At 73.6% G+C, this 20369-nt stretch carries 19 protein-coding genes; 16 read left to right on the forward strand and 3 right to left on the reverse strand.

Annotated elements, in window-relative coordinates:
* Positions 1-57: 57 nt before the first annotated feature.
* Together FB558_RS41770 and FB558_RS41775 are read right to left on the reverse strand one after the other, a co-directional pair.
* On the reverse strand, positions 58-840 hold the full coding sequence (locus FB558_RS41770) for a crotonase/enoyl-CoA hydratase family protein (RefSeq protein ID WP_142065033.1): 783 nt from the start codon (positions 838-840) through the stop codon (positions 58-60).
* 13 nt (positions 841-853) lie between these two features.
* Positions 854-1642, reverse strand: a complete 789-nt coding sequence (locus FB558_RS41775; RefSeq protein ID WP_142065036.1) for an SDR family NAD(P)-dependent oxidoreductase — start codon at positions 1640-1642, stop codon at positions 854-856.
* Between the two features lie 101 nt (positions 1643-1743).
* Here FB558_RS41775 and FB558_RS41780 point away from each other — a divergent pair, with 101 nt between their 5' ends.
* The 8 genes from FB558_RS41780 to FB558_RS41815 all read left to right on the forward strand — a co-directional run bounded on the left by FB558_RS41780 (position 1744) and on the right by FB558_RS41815 (position 12007).
* On the forward strand, positions 1744-2904 hold the full coding sequence (locus FB558_RS41780; RefSeq protein WP_142065039.1) for an acyl-CoA dehydrogenase family protein: 1161 nt from the start codon (positions 1744-1746) through the stop codon (positions 2902-2904).
* A complete protein-coding gene (locus tag FB558_RS41785; RefSeq protein ID WP_142065042.1) occupies positions 2901-5048 on the forward strand; it encodes an acetate--CoA ligase family protein in 2148 nt (715 codons plus the stop codon). The genes FB558_RS41780 and FB558_RS41785 overlap by 4 nt, the downstream gene beginning before the upstream one ends.
* Positions 5038-6084, forward strand: coding sequence for a CaiB/BaiF CoA transferase family protein (locus FB558_RS41790; protein ID WP_142065045.1), 1047 nt, complete (start codon positions 5038-5040; stop codon positions 6082-6084). Before FB558_RS41785 ends, FB558_RS41790 begins: the two co-directional genes overlap by 11 nt.
* A 141-nt stretch (positions 6085-6225) precedes the next feature.
* Positions 6226-7575: an MFS transporter gene (locus tag FB558_RS41795; RefSeq protein ID WP_142065048.1), complete on the forward strand. Its 1350-nt coding sequence runs from the start codon at positions 6226-6228 to the stop codon at positions 7573-7575.
* Positions 7572-8816, forward strand: a complete 1245-nt coding sequence (locus FB558_RS41800) for an alpha/beta fold hydrolase (protein ID WP_142065051.1) — start codon at positions 7572-7574, stop codon at positions 8814-8816. The genes FB558_RS41795 and FB558_RS41800 overlap by 4 nt, the downstream gene beginning before the upstream one ends.
* Positions 8809-10281, forward strand: coding sequence for an aldehyde dehydrogenase (locus FB558_RS41805; RefSeq protein ID WP_211367225.1), 1473 nt, complete (start codon positions 8809-8811; stop codon positions 10279-10281). Before FB558_RS41800 ends, FB558_RS41805 begins: the two co-directional genes overlap by 8 nt.
* Positions 10282-10292: 11 nt before the next feature.
* Complete coding sequence (locus tag FB558_RS41810; RefSeq protein WP_211367226.1) at positions 10293-11201, forward strand: NAD(P)-dependent oxidoreductase; 909 nt, start codon at positions 10293-10295, stop codon at positions 11199-11201.
* Positions 11198-12007: an N-acyl homoserine lactonase family protein gene (locus FB558_RS41815; RefSeq protein ID WP_246107146.1), complete on the forward strand. Its 810-nt coding sequence runs from the start codon at positions 11198-11200 to the stop codon at positions 12005-12007. Before FB558_RS41810 ends, FB558_RS41815 begins: the two co-directional genes overlap by 4 nt.
* Positions 12008-12034: 27 nt before the next feature.
* Here FB558_RS41815 and FB558_RS41820 read toward each other — a convergent pair whose 3' ends face one another.
* Positions 12035-12625: a TetR/AcrR family transcriptional regulator gene (locus FB558_RS41820; RefSeq protein WP_170231811.1), complete on the reverse strand. Its 591-nt coding sequence runs from the start codon at positions 12623-12625 to the stop codon at positions 12035-12037.
* Positions 12626-12724: 99 nt separating this feature from the next.
* On the opposite strand from FB558_RS41820, the gene FB558_RS41825 reads away from it, so the two are divergent.
* The 8 genes from FB558_RS41825 to FB558_RS41860 form a co-directional block, all read left to right on the forward strand.
* Positions 12725-14014 (forward strand): flavin-containing monooxygenase, encoded by a 1290-nt coding sequence (locus FB558_RS41825; protein ID WP_142065054.1) that lies wholly within the window; start codon positions 12725-12727, stop codon positions 14012-14014.
* Between the two features lie 17 nt (positions 14015-14031).
* The gene (locus FB558_RS41830; protein ID WP_142065057.1) at positions 14032-14976 is read left to right on the forward strand and encodes an NAD-dependent epimerase/dehydratase family protein; all 945 of its coding nucleotides are present in this window, start codon (positions 14032-14034) and stop codon (positions 14974-14976) included.
* Between the two features lie 47 nt (positions 14977-15023).
* On the forward strand, positions 15024-16373 hold the full coding sequence (locus FB558_RS41835; protein WP_142065060.1) for an MFS transporter: 1350 nt from the start codon (positions 15024-15026) through the stop codon (positions 16371-16373).
* The gene (locus FB558_RS41840) at positions 16370-17110 is read left to right on the forward strand and encodes an SDR family NAD(P)-dependent oxidoreductase (protein ID WP_142065063.1); all 741 of its coding nucleotides are present in this window, start codon (positions 16370-16372) and stop codon (positions 17108-17110) included. Before FB558_RS41835 ends, FB558_RS41840 begins: the two co-directional genes overlap by 4 nt.
* 20 nt (positions 17111-17130) lie before the next feature.
* Positions 17131-18744: an AMP-binding protein gene (locus FB558_RS41845; RefSeq protein WP_142065066.1), complete on the forward strand. Its 1614-nt coding sequence runs from the start codon at positions 17131-17133 to the stop codon at positions 18742-18744.
* 215 nt (positions 18745-18959) lie between these two features.
* Positions 18960-19187 carry a hypothetical protein gene (locus tag FB558_RS41850; protein ID WP_142065070.1) on the forward strand — a complete coding sequence of 76 codons (228 nt, stop codon included), beginning with the start codon at positions 18960-18962 and terminating at the stop codon, positions 19185-19187.
* Positions 19184-19600 carry a 4-carboxymuconolactone decarboxylase gene (gene pcaC, locus FB558_RS41855; RefSeq protein WP_142065073.1) on the forward strand — a complete coding sequence of 139 codons (417 nt, stop codon included), beginning with the start codon at positions 19184-19186 and terminating at the stop codon, positions 19598-19600. The genes FB558_RS41850 and pcaC overlap by 4 nt, the downstream gene beginning before the upstream one ends.
* The coding region (locus tag FB558_RS41860; RefSeq protein WP_142065076.1) for an NAD(P)-dependent oxidoreductase at positions 19593-20369 on the forward strand (777 nt) is incomplete at its 3' end. The genes pcaC and FB558_RS41860, both read left to right, overlap by 8 nt.

Genomic DNA, 20369 nt, shown 5'->3' on the forward strand with positions numbered 1-20369 from the left:
GGAGCCGCACTGCTGTCCTCGGTCCCGCTCGACAGCAGTACGGCTCCGCGACCCCGCTCAGCGGTCGCGCCACACCGGCGCGCGGCGCTCCAGGAACGCCGCAATGCCCTCCTGGCGGTCGGGAGACGACAGCGCGGGTTCGGCCGCGGCGAGCTGGGCGTCGAAGGCATCGGCCTCGGTGGTCCACCCGATGGACCGGCGCACGATCTCCTTGGTGGCCCGCACCGCGGACGGCCCGTTGCCGCTGATCCGCCCCGCGAGCTCCAGTGCGGCGTCGAGGGCGTCGCCCGGATCGGCCAGCCGGGACACGATGCCCCACGCCGCCAGCTGCTCGGCGCCGACCTGGTCGCCGGTGAGCGCCAGCTCCATGGCCGCGTGGTAGGGGATCCGGCGGGGCAGCCGGAACAGCGCGCCGCCGATGGCGACGAGGTTGCGCTTCACCTCCGGCAGACCGAAGCGGGCGTTCCGCGCGGCGACGACGAGGTCGCAGGACAGCGCGAGCTCGAACCCACCGGCAAGGGCGTACCCCTCGATCGCGGCGATGACGGGCTTGCGGATCGAGGTGCGGGGGAATGCCGACTGCTGCGCCGCTCGGTCCCGGTACATCGGCTCGCCCGCGGCGGCGGCCTTGAGATCCCGCCCGGAACAGAAGTTGCCACCGGCGCCGGTGATCACGACGACGGCGACGCGGGGGTCGGCGTCGAGCTCTCCCAGTGCCTCCTGCAACGCCTCCCGGAGCGCGAGGTTCAGCGCGTTGCGGACCTCGGGGCGGTTCAGCGTCAGCACACCGACCTCCCCGCGCACCTCGCTGAGCACGGGAGATGTGGTGGATGTCGTCATGGCGATCCCCTTCTCAGAGCGCGAACGAGTAGCCGCCGTTGACCGGCACGGTCTGGCCGGTCATCCAGGAGGCGGCGTCGGAGGCGAGGAAAAGGATCATGTTCGCCGCGTCCTCCGGCTCGCCGGGGCGCCGGATCAGGTACTTCTTCATCATCTTGGCCAGCCGCTCCTCGTCGGACAGGCCGCGCTCGGTGCGCGGGGTCCGCGTCGCGGCGAGGGAGACGCAGTTCGCGGTGATGCCGTACCGGCCGGTGCTCGCGGCGACCGACCTGATGAAGCCCGCCGCGCCCGCCTTCGCCGCGGAGTAGCACTCGCGGCCGGGCTCGCCGAACCGGCCTGCGTCCGAGATGACCGTGACGATGCGCCCGTACTCGCGCTCGATCATGCCGGGGAGCACCGCGTGCACGTGGTTGAGCACCCCGTAGAGGTTGGTGCCGAGGTAGCCGTGCCACTCCGCGGGTGACTGCTCCCAGAACGGTGCCGTCATCGCCTCGGTCGGTTGCGGTCCCGCGTTGCCCGCGTTGTTGACCAGCACGTCGACCCCGCCGAACCGCTCGGTGGCCGCCGCGACCGCGGCGGTGGCGGCAGCCAGGTCCGACGCGTCGCCCTGGACGGCGAGCGCGGCCACTCCGAGCTCCTCCACCTCCCGGGCCACCTTCTCGGCGCGTTCCCGCCGGAAGTCGGTCACCACCACCGCGCCTGCGCCGTGCTCGGCAGTGTGCAGCGCCACCCGGCGGCCGACGCCCTGGCCACCGCCGGTGATGAGGACGGTCCGTCGCTGGAGATCGACGAGATCGGGCATGGATGAGCTCCTCTCCGAGATCCTTGCTGAGCATACAGCAAATGTGTTCCCATGGATCCCGGGCGCGCGACGGCGCGACGGCCCGGCCGATGGAGGAGTGCATGGACTTCGACCTCACCGATGAGCAGCTCGAACTGCGCGCGAGCATCCGCCGCTACCTGGACACGGAGGTGGCGCCGGCCGTCGACGCGCACGAGCGCGCCGGCACCTTCCCCTACGAGGTGCTGGAAGGGCTGCGCGAGTTCGGCTACCTCGGCGGCTGGCTGCCCGAGGAGCTCGGCGGGTTCGGGATGAGCCGGGTGACCTGGGCGATGATGATCGAGCAGCTCGGGTACTGCTGGCCGTCGTTGCGCACGATGGTCAACATCTGCAACGGGCCCATCGAGCGCATCGCCCGCTACGGCTCGGAGGAGCACAAGGAGCGCTACCTCGGACGGCTGTTCGCGGGGACCGCGCGGCCGTTCAACGGCTACACCGAGCCCGACGTCGGCTCGAACGTCGCAGGCGTGCGGACCAAGGCCGTGCTGGACGGCGACTCGTGGGTGCTCGAGGGCCGCAAGGCCTGGATCACCGGCGGGGCCTGGGCGGAGTTCGGCATCGTCCTCGCGCGCACCTACAGCCCCACCTGCGAGGGCGGGCTCTCGCTCTTCGTGGTCGACAAGGCCGATTCGCCGTTCGAGGTGCGCCCGCAGGAGACGATGGTGCTGCGGTGCACCGGGACCGCCGAGCTGCTCTTCGACGGGGTGCGCGTGCCGCGGGAGAACCTGCTCGGCGCCGAGGGCAACGCGCTGAAGGCGGCGCTGACCGGCCTCGGCGCCGCCCGGATCAACGTCGCGATGGGGGCCGTCGGCGCCGCCCAGCGGGCGTTCGACCTCGCTCTGGACTACGCCAGGACGCGCGAGCAGTTCGGGCAGCCGATCGGGCGCTACCAGCTGGTGCAGAAGCACCTGGTGGACATGAAGATCCGCATCGAGGCGGCCCGCGCGCTGAGCTACCTCGCCGCCGACGCCATCGACAAGGGGCGGCCCGCACGGCTCGAGGGCTCGATCGCGAAGCTCTACGCCACCGAGGCCGCCCACGAGGTCGCCGACATGGCGCTGCAGGTGCACGGCGCGAGTGGCTACGCCAGCGACTACCCGATCGAGCGGATCTTCCGCGACACCCGAGGGGGGACGATCCCGGAGGGCACCACCGAGATGCAGACCTTGATCATCGGCCGGGAGCTGGTCGGCATGTCGGCGATCGGCGGGGGTGCGAAGTGATCGAGTTCCCCGACCTGTCGCGCCTCGTCCGCCCGGAGTCCGTGGCGCTGATCGGCGCCTCGGACACCCCGGGCAGCATCGGCAAGCTGACCGTGGACAACCTGGTGGAGGCCTCGGAGTTCCGTGGCCGGGTCCATCTGGTGAACCCGCGCCGTCGCGAGATCGGCGGCCGGGTGTGCCATCCCGACGTGGCCGCGCTGCCGGAGGCGCCCGACGTCGCCGTGGTCTGCATCCCGGCGGCCGGCGTCCTGGACGCGCTGCGGCAGTGCGCGGCGAAGGGAGTGCGGTTCGCGATCGTGCTGACCTCCGGGTTCAGCGAGACCGGCGAGGCCGGCCGCGCGCTGCAGGAGGAGATGCGCGGGATCGCGCGGACGTCGGGCATGCGCATCTACGGCCCGAACTGCCCCGGTCTGACCAACCTCGCCGACCGCATCGGCATGACGTTCTCGCCGGCGTTCGCCGACGACCGCACGAGCGGGCCGCTGGGCATCGCGACGCAGGGGGGCGGCCTCGGGCGCAACATCCTGCAGTCCGGGGTGCGCGGGTCGGGCGCGGCGCTGTGGGCGTCGTTGGGCAATGCGGTCGACCTGGACGTGGCCGACTTCGTGCACCACATGGCCGCCGACCCGGCGATCCGGGTGATCGTCACCCTGTTCGAGGGCATCCGGGACGGCGCCCGCCTGCTCGCGGCCCTGCGCGCCGCGGCGGAGGCGGGCAAACCGGTCGTCACGCTGAAGGTCGGGCACTCCGCCTACGGCGAGCGCGCCGTGCAGTCCCACACCGCGGCGATGGCCGGCTCCGCCGCGGTGAACAGCGCCGTGCTGGCGCAGCTGGGCGTGGTCGAGGTCCGCGACACCGACGAGCTGGTGGACGTGGCCTGGCTGCTGGCCAGGGCGACCCCGCCCGCGCGGACCCGCGTCGCCCTGTTCGGCGCGTCCGGCGGGGCGCTGTCACTCGCCGCCGACCTCGTGGGTTCGGCGGACCTCGAGCCCGCCGAGCTCGCCGACGACACCAGAGCCTCGCTGCGGGCGGACCTCCCGGCCTTCGCCGCCGTCGACAACCCGGTGGACACGACGGCCACGACGATCTCCGAGCCCGGTCTGTTCGATCGCGCACTGCGCACCGTGGCCGGGGATCCCGGCGTCGACCTCGTGCTGATGCCGATCCCGCTGGACTACGCAGAGCGCTCGGCCACCTCGTCGCGGGCCATCGCCGCCGCGCAGGAGCAGACGGACGTCCCCATCGTCCCGGTCTGGATGAGCGACCGCCGCGGCCCGGGGTGGCAGGTACTGGCGGACGCGAGCTTCTGCTCGCCGCGCAGCCTCACCAAAGCGGTGCTGGCGGTGCGCCGCTGGGCCGAGTACGGCCGGTGGCGGGCCGCCGCCGAGGCGCACCCACCTGCGGTGCCGCTGCTGTTGCGTGCCGACGAGCCGGGGACGGTCGCGGCGCTTCCGGCCGTGGACACCGAGCCACGGGCGAAGGCCTGGCTGTCGGCGGCGGGCGTGCCGGTGCCGGACGGGGAGGTCGTGCAGAGCGCTCCGGCGGCTCGCGCGGCCGCCGAACGGCTGGGCTGCCCCGTGGTCGTCAAGATCGTCAGCTCCGAGCTCCCGCACAAGTCCGACGTCGGGGGCGTCGCTGTCGACGTCGGGTCGGGTGCCGCGGCCGAGGACGCGTGGCGGCAGGTCACCGAGCACGTCGCGCTCAAGGCGCCGCACGCGGCGACCGGCGGGGTGCTCGTCGAGCGCATGGTGCCTGCCGACGGCGTCGAGATGATCGTGGGGGTGCACCGCGACCCGGTGTTCGGGCACCTGCTCACGGTCGGCGCGGGAGGGGTGCTCGTGGAGCTGCTCGACGACGTGCAGCGGCGGCTGCTGCCGGTGGGCAGGCCCCAGGCCGAGGAGATGGTGGCCGCCCTGCGGTGCCACGCCCTGCTGACAGGAGCCCGCGGCAGGCCCGCCTGCGACGTCGACGGGTTCGTCGACCTGCTCGTCGCGGTCTCCGACCTCGTCGTCGCGCACGCCCACCAGATCGAGGAGATCGACCTCAACCCGGTGCGGGTGCGGCCTGCGGACGGTGACGAGGCCCGCGTCGTCGTACTCGACGCCCTGGTCACCGTGGCCTCGGACGGGCCTCGTGACTGCTGAACACCTCTTGGCGGACCTCGTCGTCGTCGACTTCAGCGAGCTCCTCCCCGGACCGTTCTTCACCCAGAACCTGGTCGAGCTCGGCGCTCGGGTGATCAAGGTGGAGCGGCCGGGCGGCGACAACGCGCGTGCGCTGGGGCCGGGCCTGTTCGCGGCGGTGAACCGGGGCAAGGAGCACGTCACCGCGGACCTGCGCGACGACGCCGACCGCCGGCGGGTGGCGGAGCTGGTCGCCACCGCCGACGTCGTGGTCGAGGGCTTCCGGCCCCGGGTGCTGGAACGGCTCGGGTTCGGCCCGGAGCGGCTGACGCAGCGCCACCCGCAGCTGGTCTACGTGTCGCTGTCCGGGTTCGGCCAGCACGGCCCGCTGTCGGACGAGCCCGGCCACGACAACACCTATGCCGCCTACGCAGGCGTGCTGTCGCTGGCCGGGCGGCCGGGCGGCCCACCGGAGTGGGGCCCCGGCGTCCCCGTCGCGGACCTCTGCGCCGCGATGTACGCCACGTCGGCCACGCTGGCCGCCCTGCGACACCGCGACCGCACCGGCCGGGGGCTCTGCGTGGACGTCTCGATCCGGGACTGCCTCGCGCACTGGCTCAACCCGAGGCTCGGCGGGTTCGCGCACAACGGCCTCTCCGACGTGTCCGAGCAGCGCGCGAGCGCGCTGAGCCGGCCGGGGTACGGCACGTTCGCGTGCGCGGACGGCACCGCGGTGGCGATCGCGGCCATCGAGGACCACTTCTGGGCAGGGCTGGTGCGCGGGCTGGGGCTGGTCGAGTGGACCGACCCCCGATGGGCGCGGCACGCTGCCCGACGAGCCGCGACCACCGAGATCAACGCGGCCATCGCCGATGCCGTGCTGACCCGCGACGGGCGGGCGGTCGTCGCGGAGCTGAGCGCCTGCGGCGTCCCGGTCGCGCCGGTGCTCGGCCCGGGCGACGCGCTCGACGCCGCCGAGGCGGAGGGGACCGGCCGGGTGTTCCGGCACCCGGAGGCGGGGCGGCTCTACCGGTTCCCGGTGCTGTTCAGCTCCTGAGCACCGCGTCCCGCAGCGTGCGTGGTCGGACGTCGGTTCCGCTCCTCGGTCCTGCTTGCCGTCGCGGAACCGGCACTGTATACAAAGGTACACACTGAGCTCGAAGCGTCCAGCGGTGACGATGCCGCGGGAAGGTCGACGATGACGCAGAACGCAACGCCGGGCATGGACGTCGGCACGGCACGGATGCGGCGCCGGGTCGTCCGTGCGAGCTTCATCGGCACGGCGATCGAGTGGTACGACTTCTACCTCTACGGCACCGCAGCGGCGCTGATCTTCAACCAGCTGTTCTTCCCGTCCTTCGACCCCGCCGTCGGCACCATCGCCGCGTTCGGCACCTTCGCCGCCGGGTTCCTCGCCCGGCCGATCGGTGGCGTCGTCTTCGGTCATTTCGGGGATCGCCTCGGCCGCAAGAAGATGCTCATCTGGAGCCTGGTCGGGATGGGCGTCGCGACGACCCTCATCGGCCTCCTGCCCACCTACGGGCAGATCGGCGTGGCTGCTCCGATCCTGCTCATCGTGCTGCGCCTGCTCCAGGGCTTCGCCGTCGGCGGTGAGTGGGGCGGCGCGGTGCTCATGTCGGTCGAGCACGCCGAGAAGGGGCGGCGCGGCCTGGCCGGCAGTTGGACGCAGACGGGATCACCGGCGGGCCTGGTGCTGTCCACACTGGCGTTCGGCCTGGTCTCCCTCCTCCCGAGCGAGCAGTTCACCTCCTGGGGCTGGCGCCTGCCGTTCCTGTTCAGCGCGGTGCTGGTGGTCGTGGGCCTGTTCATCCGGCTGCGCGTCGTCGAGAGCCCTGCCTTCACCGCCGTGGAGAAGGCCGGACGGACGTCCTCGATGCCGCTGCTCGACGCGATCCGCCGGCACCCGCTCAACATCCTGCTCGCCATCGCGACCTGTCTCGCGCCGTTCGTGAACTTCTACCTGTTCGCGACCTTCATGCTCACCTACGCCACCACCGAGCTGGGGATCGAGCGTCCCGTCGTGCTGACGATCGTCGCGATCGCCGGCACGATCGCGATCGTCACCACCCCGGTGGCCGCGGCGTTGTCCGACCGGTTCGGCCGTCGCACGGTGTTCCTCACCGGCACGGTGCTCCTCGCGCTCTACGCCTACCCGTTCTTCCTCGTCAACGAGGCGGCCGATTCCGCCGTCGTCCTGGGCATCACCTCCGTCGTGGGCCTCTCGTTCATCCACCCGCTCATGTACGGGCCGCTGGCGACGCTCTTCGCCGAGCTCTTCTCGCCCGAGGTCCGCTACAGCGGCGCGTCGCTCGGGTACCAGATCGGCGGCATCCTCGGTGGCGGGTTCGCCCCGCTGATCCTGACCGCGCTGGTCGCGACCGGTGCCGGCGCGGCCGTCGCGATCCCGCCGTACGTCATCTTCGTGTCGCTGCTCACGTTCGTCGCGGTCTGGGTCGCCACCGGGCCCGGACGTCGCTTCGAGGACGACGACGTCGCGCCCGCGACCCGCACCGGTGCAGCGTCATGACGGCGACGCGCACGCCGTTCTCCGACGCGCCCGCCTGGGTCCACCGCTGCGCCACCGATCCCGAGCTCCAGGTCGCGGGCCGCGACGCCGCGGTGACGTTCGCGGTGCGGTCCGACGGGGCGCGGGTCGTGGTCACCTGCGACCGTGGCCGGTTCGCCCTCGGCTCGGGAACGCCAGAGTTCGAGCTCGCGGCGACGCCGGACGCGTGGGCCCGGTTCTTCGCGCCCGACCCGCAGCCCTGCCACCACCACTTCCTGGCGATGCGCATGCGCGTCCCGGGCACCCTCGTCGAGGGGGACGAACGCGCGTACGCGCAGCACGCCCGGATCGTCCACCGGGTCCTGGCACTCGGCCGGGAGCTGCTGCACGGCCCGCCCGCGCCCGACCCCGACCCGGAGATCGACCGCTCCCGCATCAGCGAGCGGTACGTCACGGCCGAGGTGGAGGGCTCGCCGGTGGACCTGCACGTCGCCACGGCCGGCACGGGCACCCCGCTGCTCGTGCTCCACACCGCAGGCGCCGACTCGCGGCAGGCGCACGCCCTGATGTCGGACGCCGCCCTCACGGCCCGGCACGAGGTGATCGCGTTCGACCTGCCCGGCCACGGCTCGTCCGGCCGGCTGCCGGGCCCGATCGGGTCGTGGACGCTGACGACGTCCCGGTACGGCGACACGATCCTCGCGGTCGTCCGGGCGCTCGGCCTCGACCGCCCGATCCTGCTGGGTGCCTCCATGGCGGGCGAGGTCTGCCTCGAGATGGCCTACCGGGCGCCGGAGGCGTTCCGCGGCGTGATCGCCTGTGAGGCGAGCGAGAAGGTGCCCGGCCGGACCACGCCGTGGGCTCGCGACCCACGCGTCGACACCGCGACCTTCGTGCCCGAGTGGATCGCCGGACTGATCGCCCCCCGCAGCCCGCGGTCCTGCCGGGAGGACATCCTCTGGACCTACTCGCAGGGCGGTGCGGGCGCGTTCGCCGGGGACATCGACTTCTACAGCGGCGACTGGGACGGCACCGAGAAGGTGCCGCACATCGACACCGCCACCTGCCCGGTGGTGATGATGACCGGGGAGTACGACTACTCGTGCACGCCGAGGATGTCCGAGCAGACCGCCACGCGGATACCGGGCGCGGTGTTCTGGGAGATGCCCGGTCTCGGCCACTTCCCCATCTGCGAGAACCCGGCCGCGTTCGCGCCCCATCTCGCCCGTGCGCTCCAGCACCTCGGAGGACCCCGTGACTGACACCCGGATGCTCATCGGCGGCGGCCGGCCCGCGGTCGACCCCGCCACGTCGATGGCGGTCACCAGTCCCGTCGACGGCCGGGAGCTCGGCCGGATCGCCGACGCCACGGCCGACCAGGTCCACGACGCCGTCACCGCGGCGACGGACGCCTTCCGGGCCTGGCGACGCACCTCCGGCGCCGAGCGCGCCCGGCTCATGCACCTCCTCGCCGACCTCCTCGAACGGGACGCCGAGGAGTTGGCACTGCTGGAGACCTCGGACAACGGCAAGCTCCTGCGGGAGACCCGCACGCAGGCCCGGTTCGCGGCCCGCAACTACCGCTTCTTCGCCGGACTCGCCGACAAGATCCACGGCCGTACGGTGCCGCTCGACGCGTGGGACACGTTCGACTACACGGTGCGCGAGCCGGTCGGCGTCGCCGCGCTGATCACCGCCTGGAACTCGCCCATGCAGCTGTTGGCCAACAAGCTCGCCCCGGCCCTGGCCGCCGGCTGCACCGTCGTGGTCAAGCCGAGCGAGCTGGCTCCGCTGACCACACTGCGGATGGCCGAGCTGGTGACCGAGGCGGGCTTCCCCGACGGAGTGGTCAACATCGTCACCGGCGGCGCGGAGGCCGGCGTCGCGCTCACCACCGACCCCCGGCTGGGCCGGATCAGCTTCACCGGCTCCGTCGAGACCGGTCAGGCGATCCAGCGCGCCGCGACGGCGGCGCTCGTCCCGGTGACGCTGGAGCTGGGCGGCAAGTCCGCCAACATCGTCTTCGACGACGCGGACCTCGAGCGGGCGCTACCCGGGGCGGTGGCCGGCATCTTCGCCGCCGGTGGCCAGACCTGCATCGCCGGCAGCCGGCTGCTGGTGCACGAGCGAGTCCACGACCGGCTCGTCGAGCAGGTCGCCGAGACCGCCCGTCGCATCGTGCTCGGCGACCCGACCGACGACGCCACCCAGATGGGCCCGGTGGCGAGCCAGGCGCAGCGGATGCGGATCCTCGACCGCATCGGCCGCGCCCGCACCGACGGTGCGCAGCTGCTGACCGGCGGTGGCATTCCCGACGACGCCGACCTCGCCCGCGGCTCCTTCGTCGAGCCGACGGTCTTCGCGCACGTCGATCCGGCGTCGGACCTCGCCCAGCAGGAGGTCTTCGGACCCGTGCTCGCCACCCACCGGTTCGCCGACGAGGAGGAGGCCCTCGCCATCGCCAACGGGACCGAGTACGGGCTGGCCAGCGGCATCTGGACCTCGGATGTCTCCCGCGCACACCGGGTCGCGCGCGAGCTCGCCGCGGGCACGGTCTGGGTGAACACCTACCGCTACAGCGCCGCACAGGCCCCCTTCGGCGGCGTGAAGAAGTCCGGGTACGGGCGGGAGCGCGGCGTCGAGGCCATCGACGAGTACCTGCACACCAAGAACGTGCTCATCGACCTCTCCGACGAGGTCCGGGACCCGTTCGCGATCAAGGCATGACGGAGGCCGGCATGACCACCACCCGGATCGCCCTCTGCGGCCTCGGCCAGATGGGCCTGCCCGTGGCGGGCCGCCTGGCGACGGCGCACGACGTCCTCGCGTACGACATCTCCGTGGAGCGGCGCGCCATGGCGGAGGCGCACGAGCGGGTCACCACCACCGACCGGCTCGACGACCTCGCCGCCTGCGACACGATCGTGCTGTGCCTGCCGAACCCCGCCGTGTCCCGGTCGGTGCTCGGCGACCTGGCCGGCACGATCAGCCAGGGCACCCTCGTCGTCGAGACGAGCACGGTCCTGCCGACCGACGTGCGTGAGTGGGCGACGCTGCTGGCGCCGGCCGGCGCCCGGGTGCTCGACGCGGCGATCCTGTCCGGCGTCGCGCAGATGGAAAGCGGCACCGCCACGCTGCTCGTCGGCGGGAGCACGACCGACGTCGAGTCGGCCCGCGGCGTCCTCGACGCCCTCGGCGGCGCAGGCTGGTCCCGATTCGGCGACCTCGGCACGGGGATGGCGGCCAAGGTCGTCAACAACGGTGTCGCGCACGCCGTCATGGTCGTCCTCGTGGAGGCGTTCGCGATGGCCAGGGCGGAGGGCGTCGACCTCGCGGACGTGGCTGCCGTCCTCGAGCGGCCCGACGGCGGTCTCGTGCGCCCGCTGACCCATCGCGTCATGGAGCGGGTGGCGCGCGGGGAGTACGAGGGCGGCATGCCGCTGGAGGCGGCGCGCAAGGACTCCACGCTCGCCCTCGCCATGGCTCAGCGGTCGGGCACCCCGCTGTTCGCCACGCAGGCCGCCCAGAGCGTCTACGACCTGGCACTCGCGGCCGGGCTCGGGCGGGCCGACTATGCCGCCGTCGCCACGCTGTGGGAGGGCTGGGCCGGCGCGCCGCTGACCTTCGAAGCGAGGACCGGGTCGTGACCGCCGCAGCCTCCCGGGGGGTCTTCGCCCTCCGGTACGCCTACCGCACCGCGTCGGTCCGCGGGGAGCACTTCTACGGCCATCCGGCCGGGTGCATGGACCCGTGGCCCATCGACTACTTCACCTGGGTCGTCCTCGACGGCGACCGCACGGTCGTCGTCGACGCCGGGTTCACCCCGGACACGGCCGGGCGCCGGGGGGACCGGCCCTACCTCGCCACCCCGGTCGACCTGCTCCGCCGCCTCGGCCGCGAGCCCGGGGACGTCTCCGATCTCGTGCTGACGCACCTGCACTACGACCACACCGGTTTCGTCGGCGCCTACCCCGCGGCGCGGATCTGGCTGCAGCGGCGCGAGCTCGAGTTCTGGTCCTCGCCCATGGCCCGCCGGGGCGGGTTCGCGCACCTGCTCGACCCCGACGACCTCGCCACGATCCGCCGACTCGTCGACGACGGCCGCGTCGAGGTCATGGAGGGCGACGCCGCCGTCGCCCCCGGCGTCGGCCTGCACCTGGTCGGTGGGCACACGCCGGGCACGCAGGTGGTGCGCGTGCAGACCGACGACGGCGTGCGGGTGCTCGCGTCGGACGCGAGCCACTTCTACGCCAACCTCGGCGAGGACAAGCCCTACGGCGTCGTCTGCGACCTGCCCGACATGTACCGGGCCTTCGACCGGCTGCGCGAGCTGGCCGGGCCGGGCGGTGTCGTCGTGCCCGGGCACGACCCCCGCGTCACGGAGCGGCACCTCGCCGTGCCGGGCACGGGCGACCTGGTCATCGACCTCACCGCGACACCGCCGCGGGGGTAGCCCACCCACCCGCAGGCCCGAGCCCGCTCACCGGGGGGCGATCCCGTTCAACAGCATCTGCCAGAGCCGGTCGGCCACCTCCTCGGCCGTGAGCGGGCCGCTGCGGCGGAACCACTGGTAGGTCCAGTTCATCAGGGACAGCACGGCGATGGCGGCCATCTCCGGGTCCACGTCCGCGAACTCGCCCTCCTTCTGCCCGGCGACCAGGACGTCGGTGACCATCCGGCGGTACGCGGAGCGCTGGGCCGACACGGACTCGCGGACGTCGAGGGGGAGCGCCCGGTAGCTCTCGAAGAAGATCCGCAGGTGGCCCGGGTGGGACTCCATCAGCCCGATGACGTCGCGCATCATGGCGCGCAGCAGGTCCGGCGGCCCGAGCCGCCCGGCCGCGAGGCGGTCGCTGTGCTGCCGGATGACGACGGTCATCAGGGTCTCGTGCAGCTCGACGAGTATGTCCTCCTTGCTGCGGAAGTAGTAGTAGAGGGACGCCTTGCGGATGCCGGCACCATCGGCGATCGCCTGCATCGTCGTCTCGTGGTAGCCGCGCCTGTCGAAGAGCTCGGTGGCGACCTCGATGATCTGGGATCGCCGCGGGTTCTCCGCTCCGTCGCTGGTCACGCGGCAGATCCTAGCACCTCTGTTGACACCGGAGTCGCGCGCTGCATATTCTCCCGACCGGACGGTAGAAATGAATTGAATGAGAATGGCAGGGTGTGGATGAAAGCCTGCATCGTGGGCGCGGGCGCCTCCGGCGTGACCGTGGCGAAGAGCCTGGAACAGCGAGGCGTGGACTTCGACTGGTTCGAGAAGGGCTCGGAGCTCGGCGGGCTGTGGCGCTACGACAACGACAGCGGGACCTCGTCGGCGTACCGCTCCCTGCAGATCGACACCAGCTCCCGCAGCCTCGCCTACCCCGACTTCCCGGTGCCGCGGGGCTGGCCCGCGTACCTGCGGGCCCGCCAGGTGCTGGAGTACCTCGAGCGCTACGCGGCCGAGTTCGGGGTAGCCGAGCGGGTGCAGACCTCCACCGAGGTCACCGCGGTGGCGCAGGTGGGCGACCGGTGGGCGGTCACGACCGACCGGCACGGCGCCGGCGGGCACGACACCGGTGAGTACGACGCCGTGATCGTCGCCAACGGCCACCTCAGCGTGCCCCGCCGCCCGGCGTTCCCGGGGACGTTCACCGGCGAGGAGATGCACTCGCACGACTACCGGACGCCGGAGCCGCTCAGCGGGAAGACGGTCGTGGTGGTCGGGATGGGCAACTCGGCCTGCGACATCGCCGTCGACCTCGCCCGCGTCGCGGGCCAGGTCCACCTCTCGACCCGGCGCAGCGCCTGGATCCTGCCGAAGTACCTCCTCGGCGTGCCGACCGACCGCTGGTCGGGTTTCTTCACCCGCACGCTGCGGCTGCCGACGCCCGTCGCCCGCAACCTGGTCAAGACGATCGCCCGGGTCGCCGTCGGGCCGCAGGAGCGGTTCGGGGTGCCCAGGCCCCGCCACCCGATCCACCGCGAGCACGCGACGATCGGCCAGGAGCTGCTGCCGTACGTGGCCTACGACTGGATCCGGATGCGGCCCGACATCGCCGAGCTCGACGGTCGCGAGGTCCGGTTCACCGACGGCACGGCCGTCACCGCGGACGTGGTGATCTACGCGACCGGCTACGACCAGTCGTTCCCGTTCCTGTCCGAGGACCTGGTCGCCGGTGCGGAGCGGGGCGCGCGGCTCTACCGGCGGATCGTGCACCCCGACGTGCCCGGCCTGCACTTCGCCGGCCTGGTGCAGCCGGTCGGCCCGACGATCCCGCTGGTCGAGGTCCAGGGCCGGTGGATCGCGCGGGTGCTGACCGGCGAGGTGGCGCTGCCCGGCAAGGAGGAGATGGCCCGCGAGATCGCCGCGCACCGGCGGTGGGTGGAGGCGAGCTTCGTGGGCTCGGAGCGCTACCGGCTCGAGGTCGACTTCCGCACCTACGCCGGGCAGCTCACGGCGGACATGGCCGCCTGAGAGGACGAGGAGGAGACATGCGAGTACTGGTCACCGGGGGCACCGGGGTCATCGGCAGCCTGACCGGCCGCAAGCTCGCCGAGCGGGGGCACGCCGTCCGGCTGTTCGACGTCGCTCCTGATCCCGTGGCGGCCGCCAGGGCCGGGGACGTCGACGTCGTGCGGGGCGACGTGCTGTCCTTCGCCGACGTCGGCGCCGCGGCGAAGGAGGCGGACGCGATCGTCCACCTGGCCTACAGCCTGGGCGAGGCGAGCAACCGGCAGCCCTACCCCGCCACCCAGCTGAACGTGCAGGGCAGCGCCGTGGTGCTGGAGGCCGCGCGGCTGTTCGGGGTGCAGCGCGTGGTGCTCGCCAGCTCGATCGCCGTGTACGGCTCGGACGCCATGTACGCCCCCGGGGAGCTCCCGCTGACCGAGGACGCGGCCACCCACCTCGCGCCCGGGATGCCGCTCTACGGCGCCGGGAAGCTGTACCTCGAACGGCTCGCCCAGGTGTACCGCACGACGCACGGCCTGCTGGCCGCCGGGATCCGGCCGAGCCCCGTCTACGGGCCGGGTGGTGTCCGCGGCGTCTCGGGCTGGCTCGCGAGGATGATCGAGAAGGCCGCGGCGGGCGAGAGCGTCAGCGTGGACCGCGGGGACGCCCGGATCAACCTGGTCCACGTCGAGGACGTGGCGGAGCAGCTCGTCCGGCTGGTCGAGCTCGATGCCGGCGCGTTCACCGACCACCACTTCCTCAACACCGGCGGCGACGCCACCACGATGCGCGAGCTGGCCGCGCTGCTGCAGGAGATCGTGCCGGCGGCGCGCATCGACGTCGTCTCCGACGGCGAGCCGGACGTCGCCGGGCTGGCGTCGCGGATCTGCGGGCGCGCCCTCGCCGACCTCATCGGCTACGAGCGCCGCTACGACCTCGAGACGGGCGTGCGCGCCCACGTCGAGTACGCGCGCCGGCGCGACTGACCCCCTTCCGACGCAGTGAGACCGACGCAGTGAGAGGCAGGGCACCGATGCCCGAGAGATCCGGATCGAGCTCCATCGTCAAGGTCGTGTCCGCGAGCATGCTCGGCACGACCGTCGAGTGGTACGACTTCTTCCTGTACGGCGTGGCGTCGGCCATCGTGCTGCCGCAGGTCTTCTTCCCCGCCGCCGACCCGCTCGCCGGCACGCTGCTGTCGCTGGGCACGTTCGCCATCGGGTTCATCGCCCGCCCGCTCGGCGGGCTGGTGTTCGGGCACTACGGCGACCGGATCGGCCGCAAGAAGCTGCTGGTGCTGAGCCTGCTGATGATGGGGCTGTCGACGTTCGCGATCGGGCTGCTGCCCGGCTACGCCACGATCGGCGTCGCCGCACCCGCGATCCTGGTGCTGCTGCGCCTCGTGCAGGGCTTCGCGATCGGCGGCGAGTGGGGCGGGGCGGTCCTGATCGTCTCCGAGCACGGCGACGCGCGGCGGCGCGGGTTCTGGAGCAGCTGGCCGCAGGCCGGTGCACCCGCGGGGCAGCTGCTGGCGAACGGCCTGCTGGCCGTGCTCGCGCTCGTGCAGAGCGAGGAGGCGTTCGAGTCCTGGGGCTGGCGGATCCCGTTCCTGCTGTCCGCGGTGCTCGTGGTGATCGGCTTCTACGTCCGGGTGTCGGTGGAGGAGTCGCCGCTCTTCCGCGCGGCGCAGGCCCGCGCGGCGGCCCGCACCGAGGCGGCGGCCGGAGCGCCGAAGACGCCGATCGTGGAGGTCCTGCGCCGCCACCCGCGCGAGGTCCTCACCGCGATGGGCGCCCGGTTCGCCGAGAACGTCTCGTACTACATCCTCACCATCGTCATCTCGACCTACCTGGCCACCCGCTACGACCTGCCGTCGTCCTTCGCCCTCGGCGCCGTGCTGATCGGTGCCCTCGTCCACGTGGTGACGATCCCGCTCTGGGGCGCGCTGTCGGACCGGGTCGGGCGCCGCCCCGTGTACCTGTTCGGCGCCGCGGGAGTCGGGGTGTGGGGGTTCGCGTTCTTCGCGCTGCTGGACACGCAGGACTTCGGGCTGACCGTGCTCGCCGTCGTCGTCGGGCTGGTCCTGCACGGCGCGATGTACGGGCCGCAGGCGGCCTTCCTGTCCGAGCTGTTCGGCACCGGGGTCCGGTACTCGGGCGTCTCGATCGGCTACCAGCTGGCCTCGGTGGTCGCAGGCGGGCTCGCCCCGGTCATCGCGGTGGCCCTGCTCGGTGCCTTCGGCAGCGGCTACGCGATCGCGGTGTACCTGGCCGCGTGCTCGGTGGTGACGATGATCGCGGTCGGGACCTACGGCGAGACCCGCGACCGGGACCTCGCCGCGCTGGAGGAGGACCTCCCGGCGAAGGCCGGGGACCGCGCATGACCCCCGGGCGGCTCGCGGGCAGGAGGTGCCTGGTCACCGGCGCGGCGTCGGGCATCGGCCGCGAGATCGCGCTCCGGTTCGCCGCCGAGGGGGCGCTCGTCGCCTGCGCCGACCTCGACGCCGACGGCCTGCACGGCGTGCCCGGAACCGGGATCGTCCTCGACGTGGCCGATCCCGGGCAGTGGGCCGCCGCGGTCGCGGAGGCGACCGGCGCGCTGGGCGGGATCGACGTGCTCGCCCACTGCGCCGGAGTCCTGTGGCCCGACGACCGCGGCATCACGGCGACCGACCTCGACGCGTGGGAGACGACGTTCCGGGTCAACGCGCGGGGCACCTTCCTCGCCGCCCAGCACGTCACGCCCGTGATGACCGACGGCGGCTCGGTGATCACGATGTCGTCGATCGCCGCCTCGGTGGGCACCGCCTCGGGCGGCGGGATCGCCTACGCGGCGAGCAAGGGCGCCGTGACCTCGTTGACCCGCGTGCTGGCCTCGGCGCTGGGCGGCAGGCGGATCCGCTGCAACGCGATCGCCCCCGCGGTCGTGGAGACGCCGATGGTCGCGGCGGCCTACGACGACGACGCGCGGACCGCGCGCCTGGCCCGGATGCCGCTCGGGCGGACCGGGCGGCCCGAGGACGTAGCGGCGCTCGCGGTCTACCTCGCCTCGGACGAGTCGACCTGGATGACCGGCGCGGTCGTCCCGATCGACGGCGGGGCGAGCGCGTTCTACGTGTGAGGGAGGGAGTGGATGTGGTGATGCCGCGCGATCTGCCGGACCTGCTGGGCCGGCTCGTGCGCGAGGACCCCGCCGCCGTGGTGGCCCTGGACAAAGGGCCGGGCGGGGAGACGATCCCGGTGCCGCGCGGCGAGCTGTGGCGGCGGGTCGGGAGGCTGGCCGAGGAGCTGCGGACCGCCGGCATCGGGGCCGGCGACTGCGTCGCGGTGTGGCTGCCGAACTGGAGCGACGCGCTCGTGTGGCAGTTCGCCGTGGCCGCCCGCGGCGCGCACGTGGTCGGGGTCAACACGCGCTACAACGTCGCGGAGGCCGCGCACGTCCTGGACCGGGCCCGGCCGCGGCTGGTCGCGCTCGCACCCGACTTCCACGGGCTGGACCTGCCGGGGCGGTTGCGGGACGCCGTGGCGGGCTCGTCGGCGCCCGCCCCCGCGGTCGCGCTGGTGCCCGGCCCGGGGCGACGGGTGCCGCCGCCCGCCGAGGTCGCCGCCGCGGACGTGGGCGGCGGCGCGTGGGCGCCGGACCCGGCCGGCGCGGCGCTGCAGCTCCCCTCCTCCGACCCCGCCGCGCTGGTCGTCGCGTTCACCACGTCGGGCTCCACCGGCATGCCCAAGCTCGCCGCGCACCGGGCCGCCGGGGTGCTGGCGCACGCCGTGGCCGACGCGGCGGCGCTCGGGATCGGCCGCGGCGAGCACGTGCTGTGCGCGCTGCCGCTGTCGGGGGTGTTCGGCTACAACCTGGCGATGGCGGCGCTCGCCGCGGGAGCCGTGTGCGTCCTGGAGCCCGTGTTCGACGCCGACGCCGTGCTCGACGACATGGCGGCCCACCGCGTGACCCACGTGGCCTCCGGCGACGACCTGGTGCTGCGGCTGGCGGAGGCGTGGCAGGCGCGGCCCCGGGACCTCTCGGCCTGGCGCTGGTGGGGCGCTGCCGACTTCCAGGGCCGGGCCGCGGAGCTCGCCGCCTGGGCGCACGAGGAGTTCGGGACGGTCACGACCGGGGTGTACGGCTCGTCGGAGGTGTTCGCGCTGACGGCCCTGTGGCCGGCCGAGGAGCCGACGCCCCGCCGCTGGGAGGGCGGCGGCCGGGTGGTGCACGACGGCATCCGGGTCCGGGTGGTGGACCCGGTGACCGGCGAGCCCTGCGCCCCCGGAACGGAGGGGGAGCTGCAGTTCCGCGGCCCGAACGTCGTGGACGCCTACCTCGGCGACGACGGCGCGGCCGCACGCGCGTTCACCGCCGACGGCTGGTTCCGCTCCGGGGATCTCGGGGTGCAGACCGCCGAGGACGCGTTCGTGTACGTCGTGCGGATGGGCGACGCGCTGCGCCTGCGCGGGTTCCTCGTGGACCCCGCGGAGATCGAGCTGCGGCTGGCGGCCCACCCCGAGGTGCGCACGGCGAAGGTCGTGGGCATCGAGGGGGCCGACGGCGCCACGGAGGCGGTCGGCTTCGTGGTGGCCGAGAGCGGCCGCGAGCCTGATCCCGCCGGGCTGCGGACGTGGTGCGCCGAGGCGCTGGCCCCGTTCAAGGTCCCGGCGGCGGTGCACGTGATCGACGCGATGCCCACGACCTCGGGCACCAACGGCACGAAGATCCGGGCCGCCGTGCTCCGCGAGTGGGCGTCCTGGTGGCGGTGATGCGGAGGCCTCGCCCGGAGGTGCGCGATGTCGCGGTGACCGCCACGTCGACGGCGACCCGCTGGCGGAGATCGCCCGGCAGCGGAGCGAACTGGGCGACGGTTCCCGCACACCGTGCGCGGGGACTACCGCGAGGGCGGGCCGACCGGGAGGCTCACGACCGAGGACGTGGCGCGTGGCGTCCACGTCCACGACCACAGGGAGGACTGAGCGCAGTGCAGATCGTCCGGGGGCGGGCCCCCGAGACCACCCCGACCCAGAACCGCACGGAGACCTTCACCGGCACCGTGTGGGGCGATCCCGTGCTGCCCGCGACCGACGGCTACACGATCGACTCGGTGACGTCCGCGCCGGTTGCGCGGGCCCACCTCGCGGTGTCGCTCGGGCCGACCGTGTGGCTGGACGAGGTGGCCGAGGACGACTTCCGGAGGGCGGGACGATGACCGACCAGCGCTACGAACAGGGGCTCGGGATCCGCAAGGAGGTCCTCGGCGAGGCGCACGTCGAGCGCTCGCTCGCCGCGGTGAGCGAGTTCTCCCGGCCGGTGCAGGAGTTCGTCACGCGTGCCTGCTGGGGGGACGTCTGGGGCCGGCCGGGTCTGGACCGGCGCACCCGCAGCCTGCTCAACCTGGTGATGCTCACCGCGCTGGGCCGCAACCACGAGCTCGGCGTGCACGTGCGCGGCGCGGTCACCAACGGTGCCACCGAGACCGAGATCCAGGAGGCCCTGCTGCAGGCCGCGATCTACTGCGGGGTGCCGGCGGCGCTGGAGTCGTTCCGGGTGGCCGAGCGCGTGCTCGCCGAGATCGACGCCGAGATCGGCGCCGAGAACGCGGCGGAGGGCGGCGATGGGTGAGCGCGCAGGCCTCCCGCAGGCCGTGGGGTTCGTCGGGCTCGGCCGCATGGGGACGCCGATGGTGCGGCGGCTGGCCGCGGCCGGGGTGGGGGTGCGCGGGTACGACGCCGCACCCCGCCCGGAGCTTTCCCCGGTCGTCACGCAGGTCGAGAAGGCCCCGCTCGTGGCCGAAGGCGTCCCCGTCGTGGTGCTCATGCTCCCGGACTCCGACGTCGTGGACGCCGTGGTCCACGGGGCCGGGCTGCTCGACGCGCTCGCGCCGGGAACGGTGCTCGTCGACATGGGCTCGTCGGAGCCGCTGCGGACGCGCGCGCTGGCCGAGCAGGTCGCCGCGCGCGGCGCCGTCCTCGTCGACGCGCCCGTGTCCGGCGGTGTCTCCGGCGCCACCGAGGGCACGATGACGATCATGGTGGGCGGGCCGGAGGACGCCGTCGCCACGCTCGTGCCGCTCTTCGGCGTGCTCGGCCGGATGCGTCACGTCGGCCCGGTGGGGGCGGGGCACGCGCTCAAGGCCCTCAACAACCTGATGTCCGCGGCGCACCTGCTCGCCAGCTCCGAGGCGCTGCTGGCCGGCCAGCGGTTCGGGCTGGACCCGGCCGCGATGCTGGAGGCCGTCAACGGCTCGAGCGGGCGCAGCGGGTCCACCGAGAACAAGTGGCCGAACTTCGTGCTGCCCGGCACGTTCGACTCCGGGTTCGCCCTCGGGCTCATGCTCAAGGACATCCGGATCGCGCTGGGGCTGGCCGAGGCGACCGGGGCGCCGTCGGCG

The sequence above is a fragment of the Pseudonocardia kunmingensis genome (assembly GCF_006716445.1).
Classification (GTDB): domain Bacteria; phylum Actinomycetota; class Actinomycetes; order Mycobacteriales; family Pseudonocardiaceae; genus Pseudonocardia; species Pseudonocardia kunmingensis.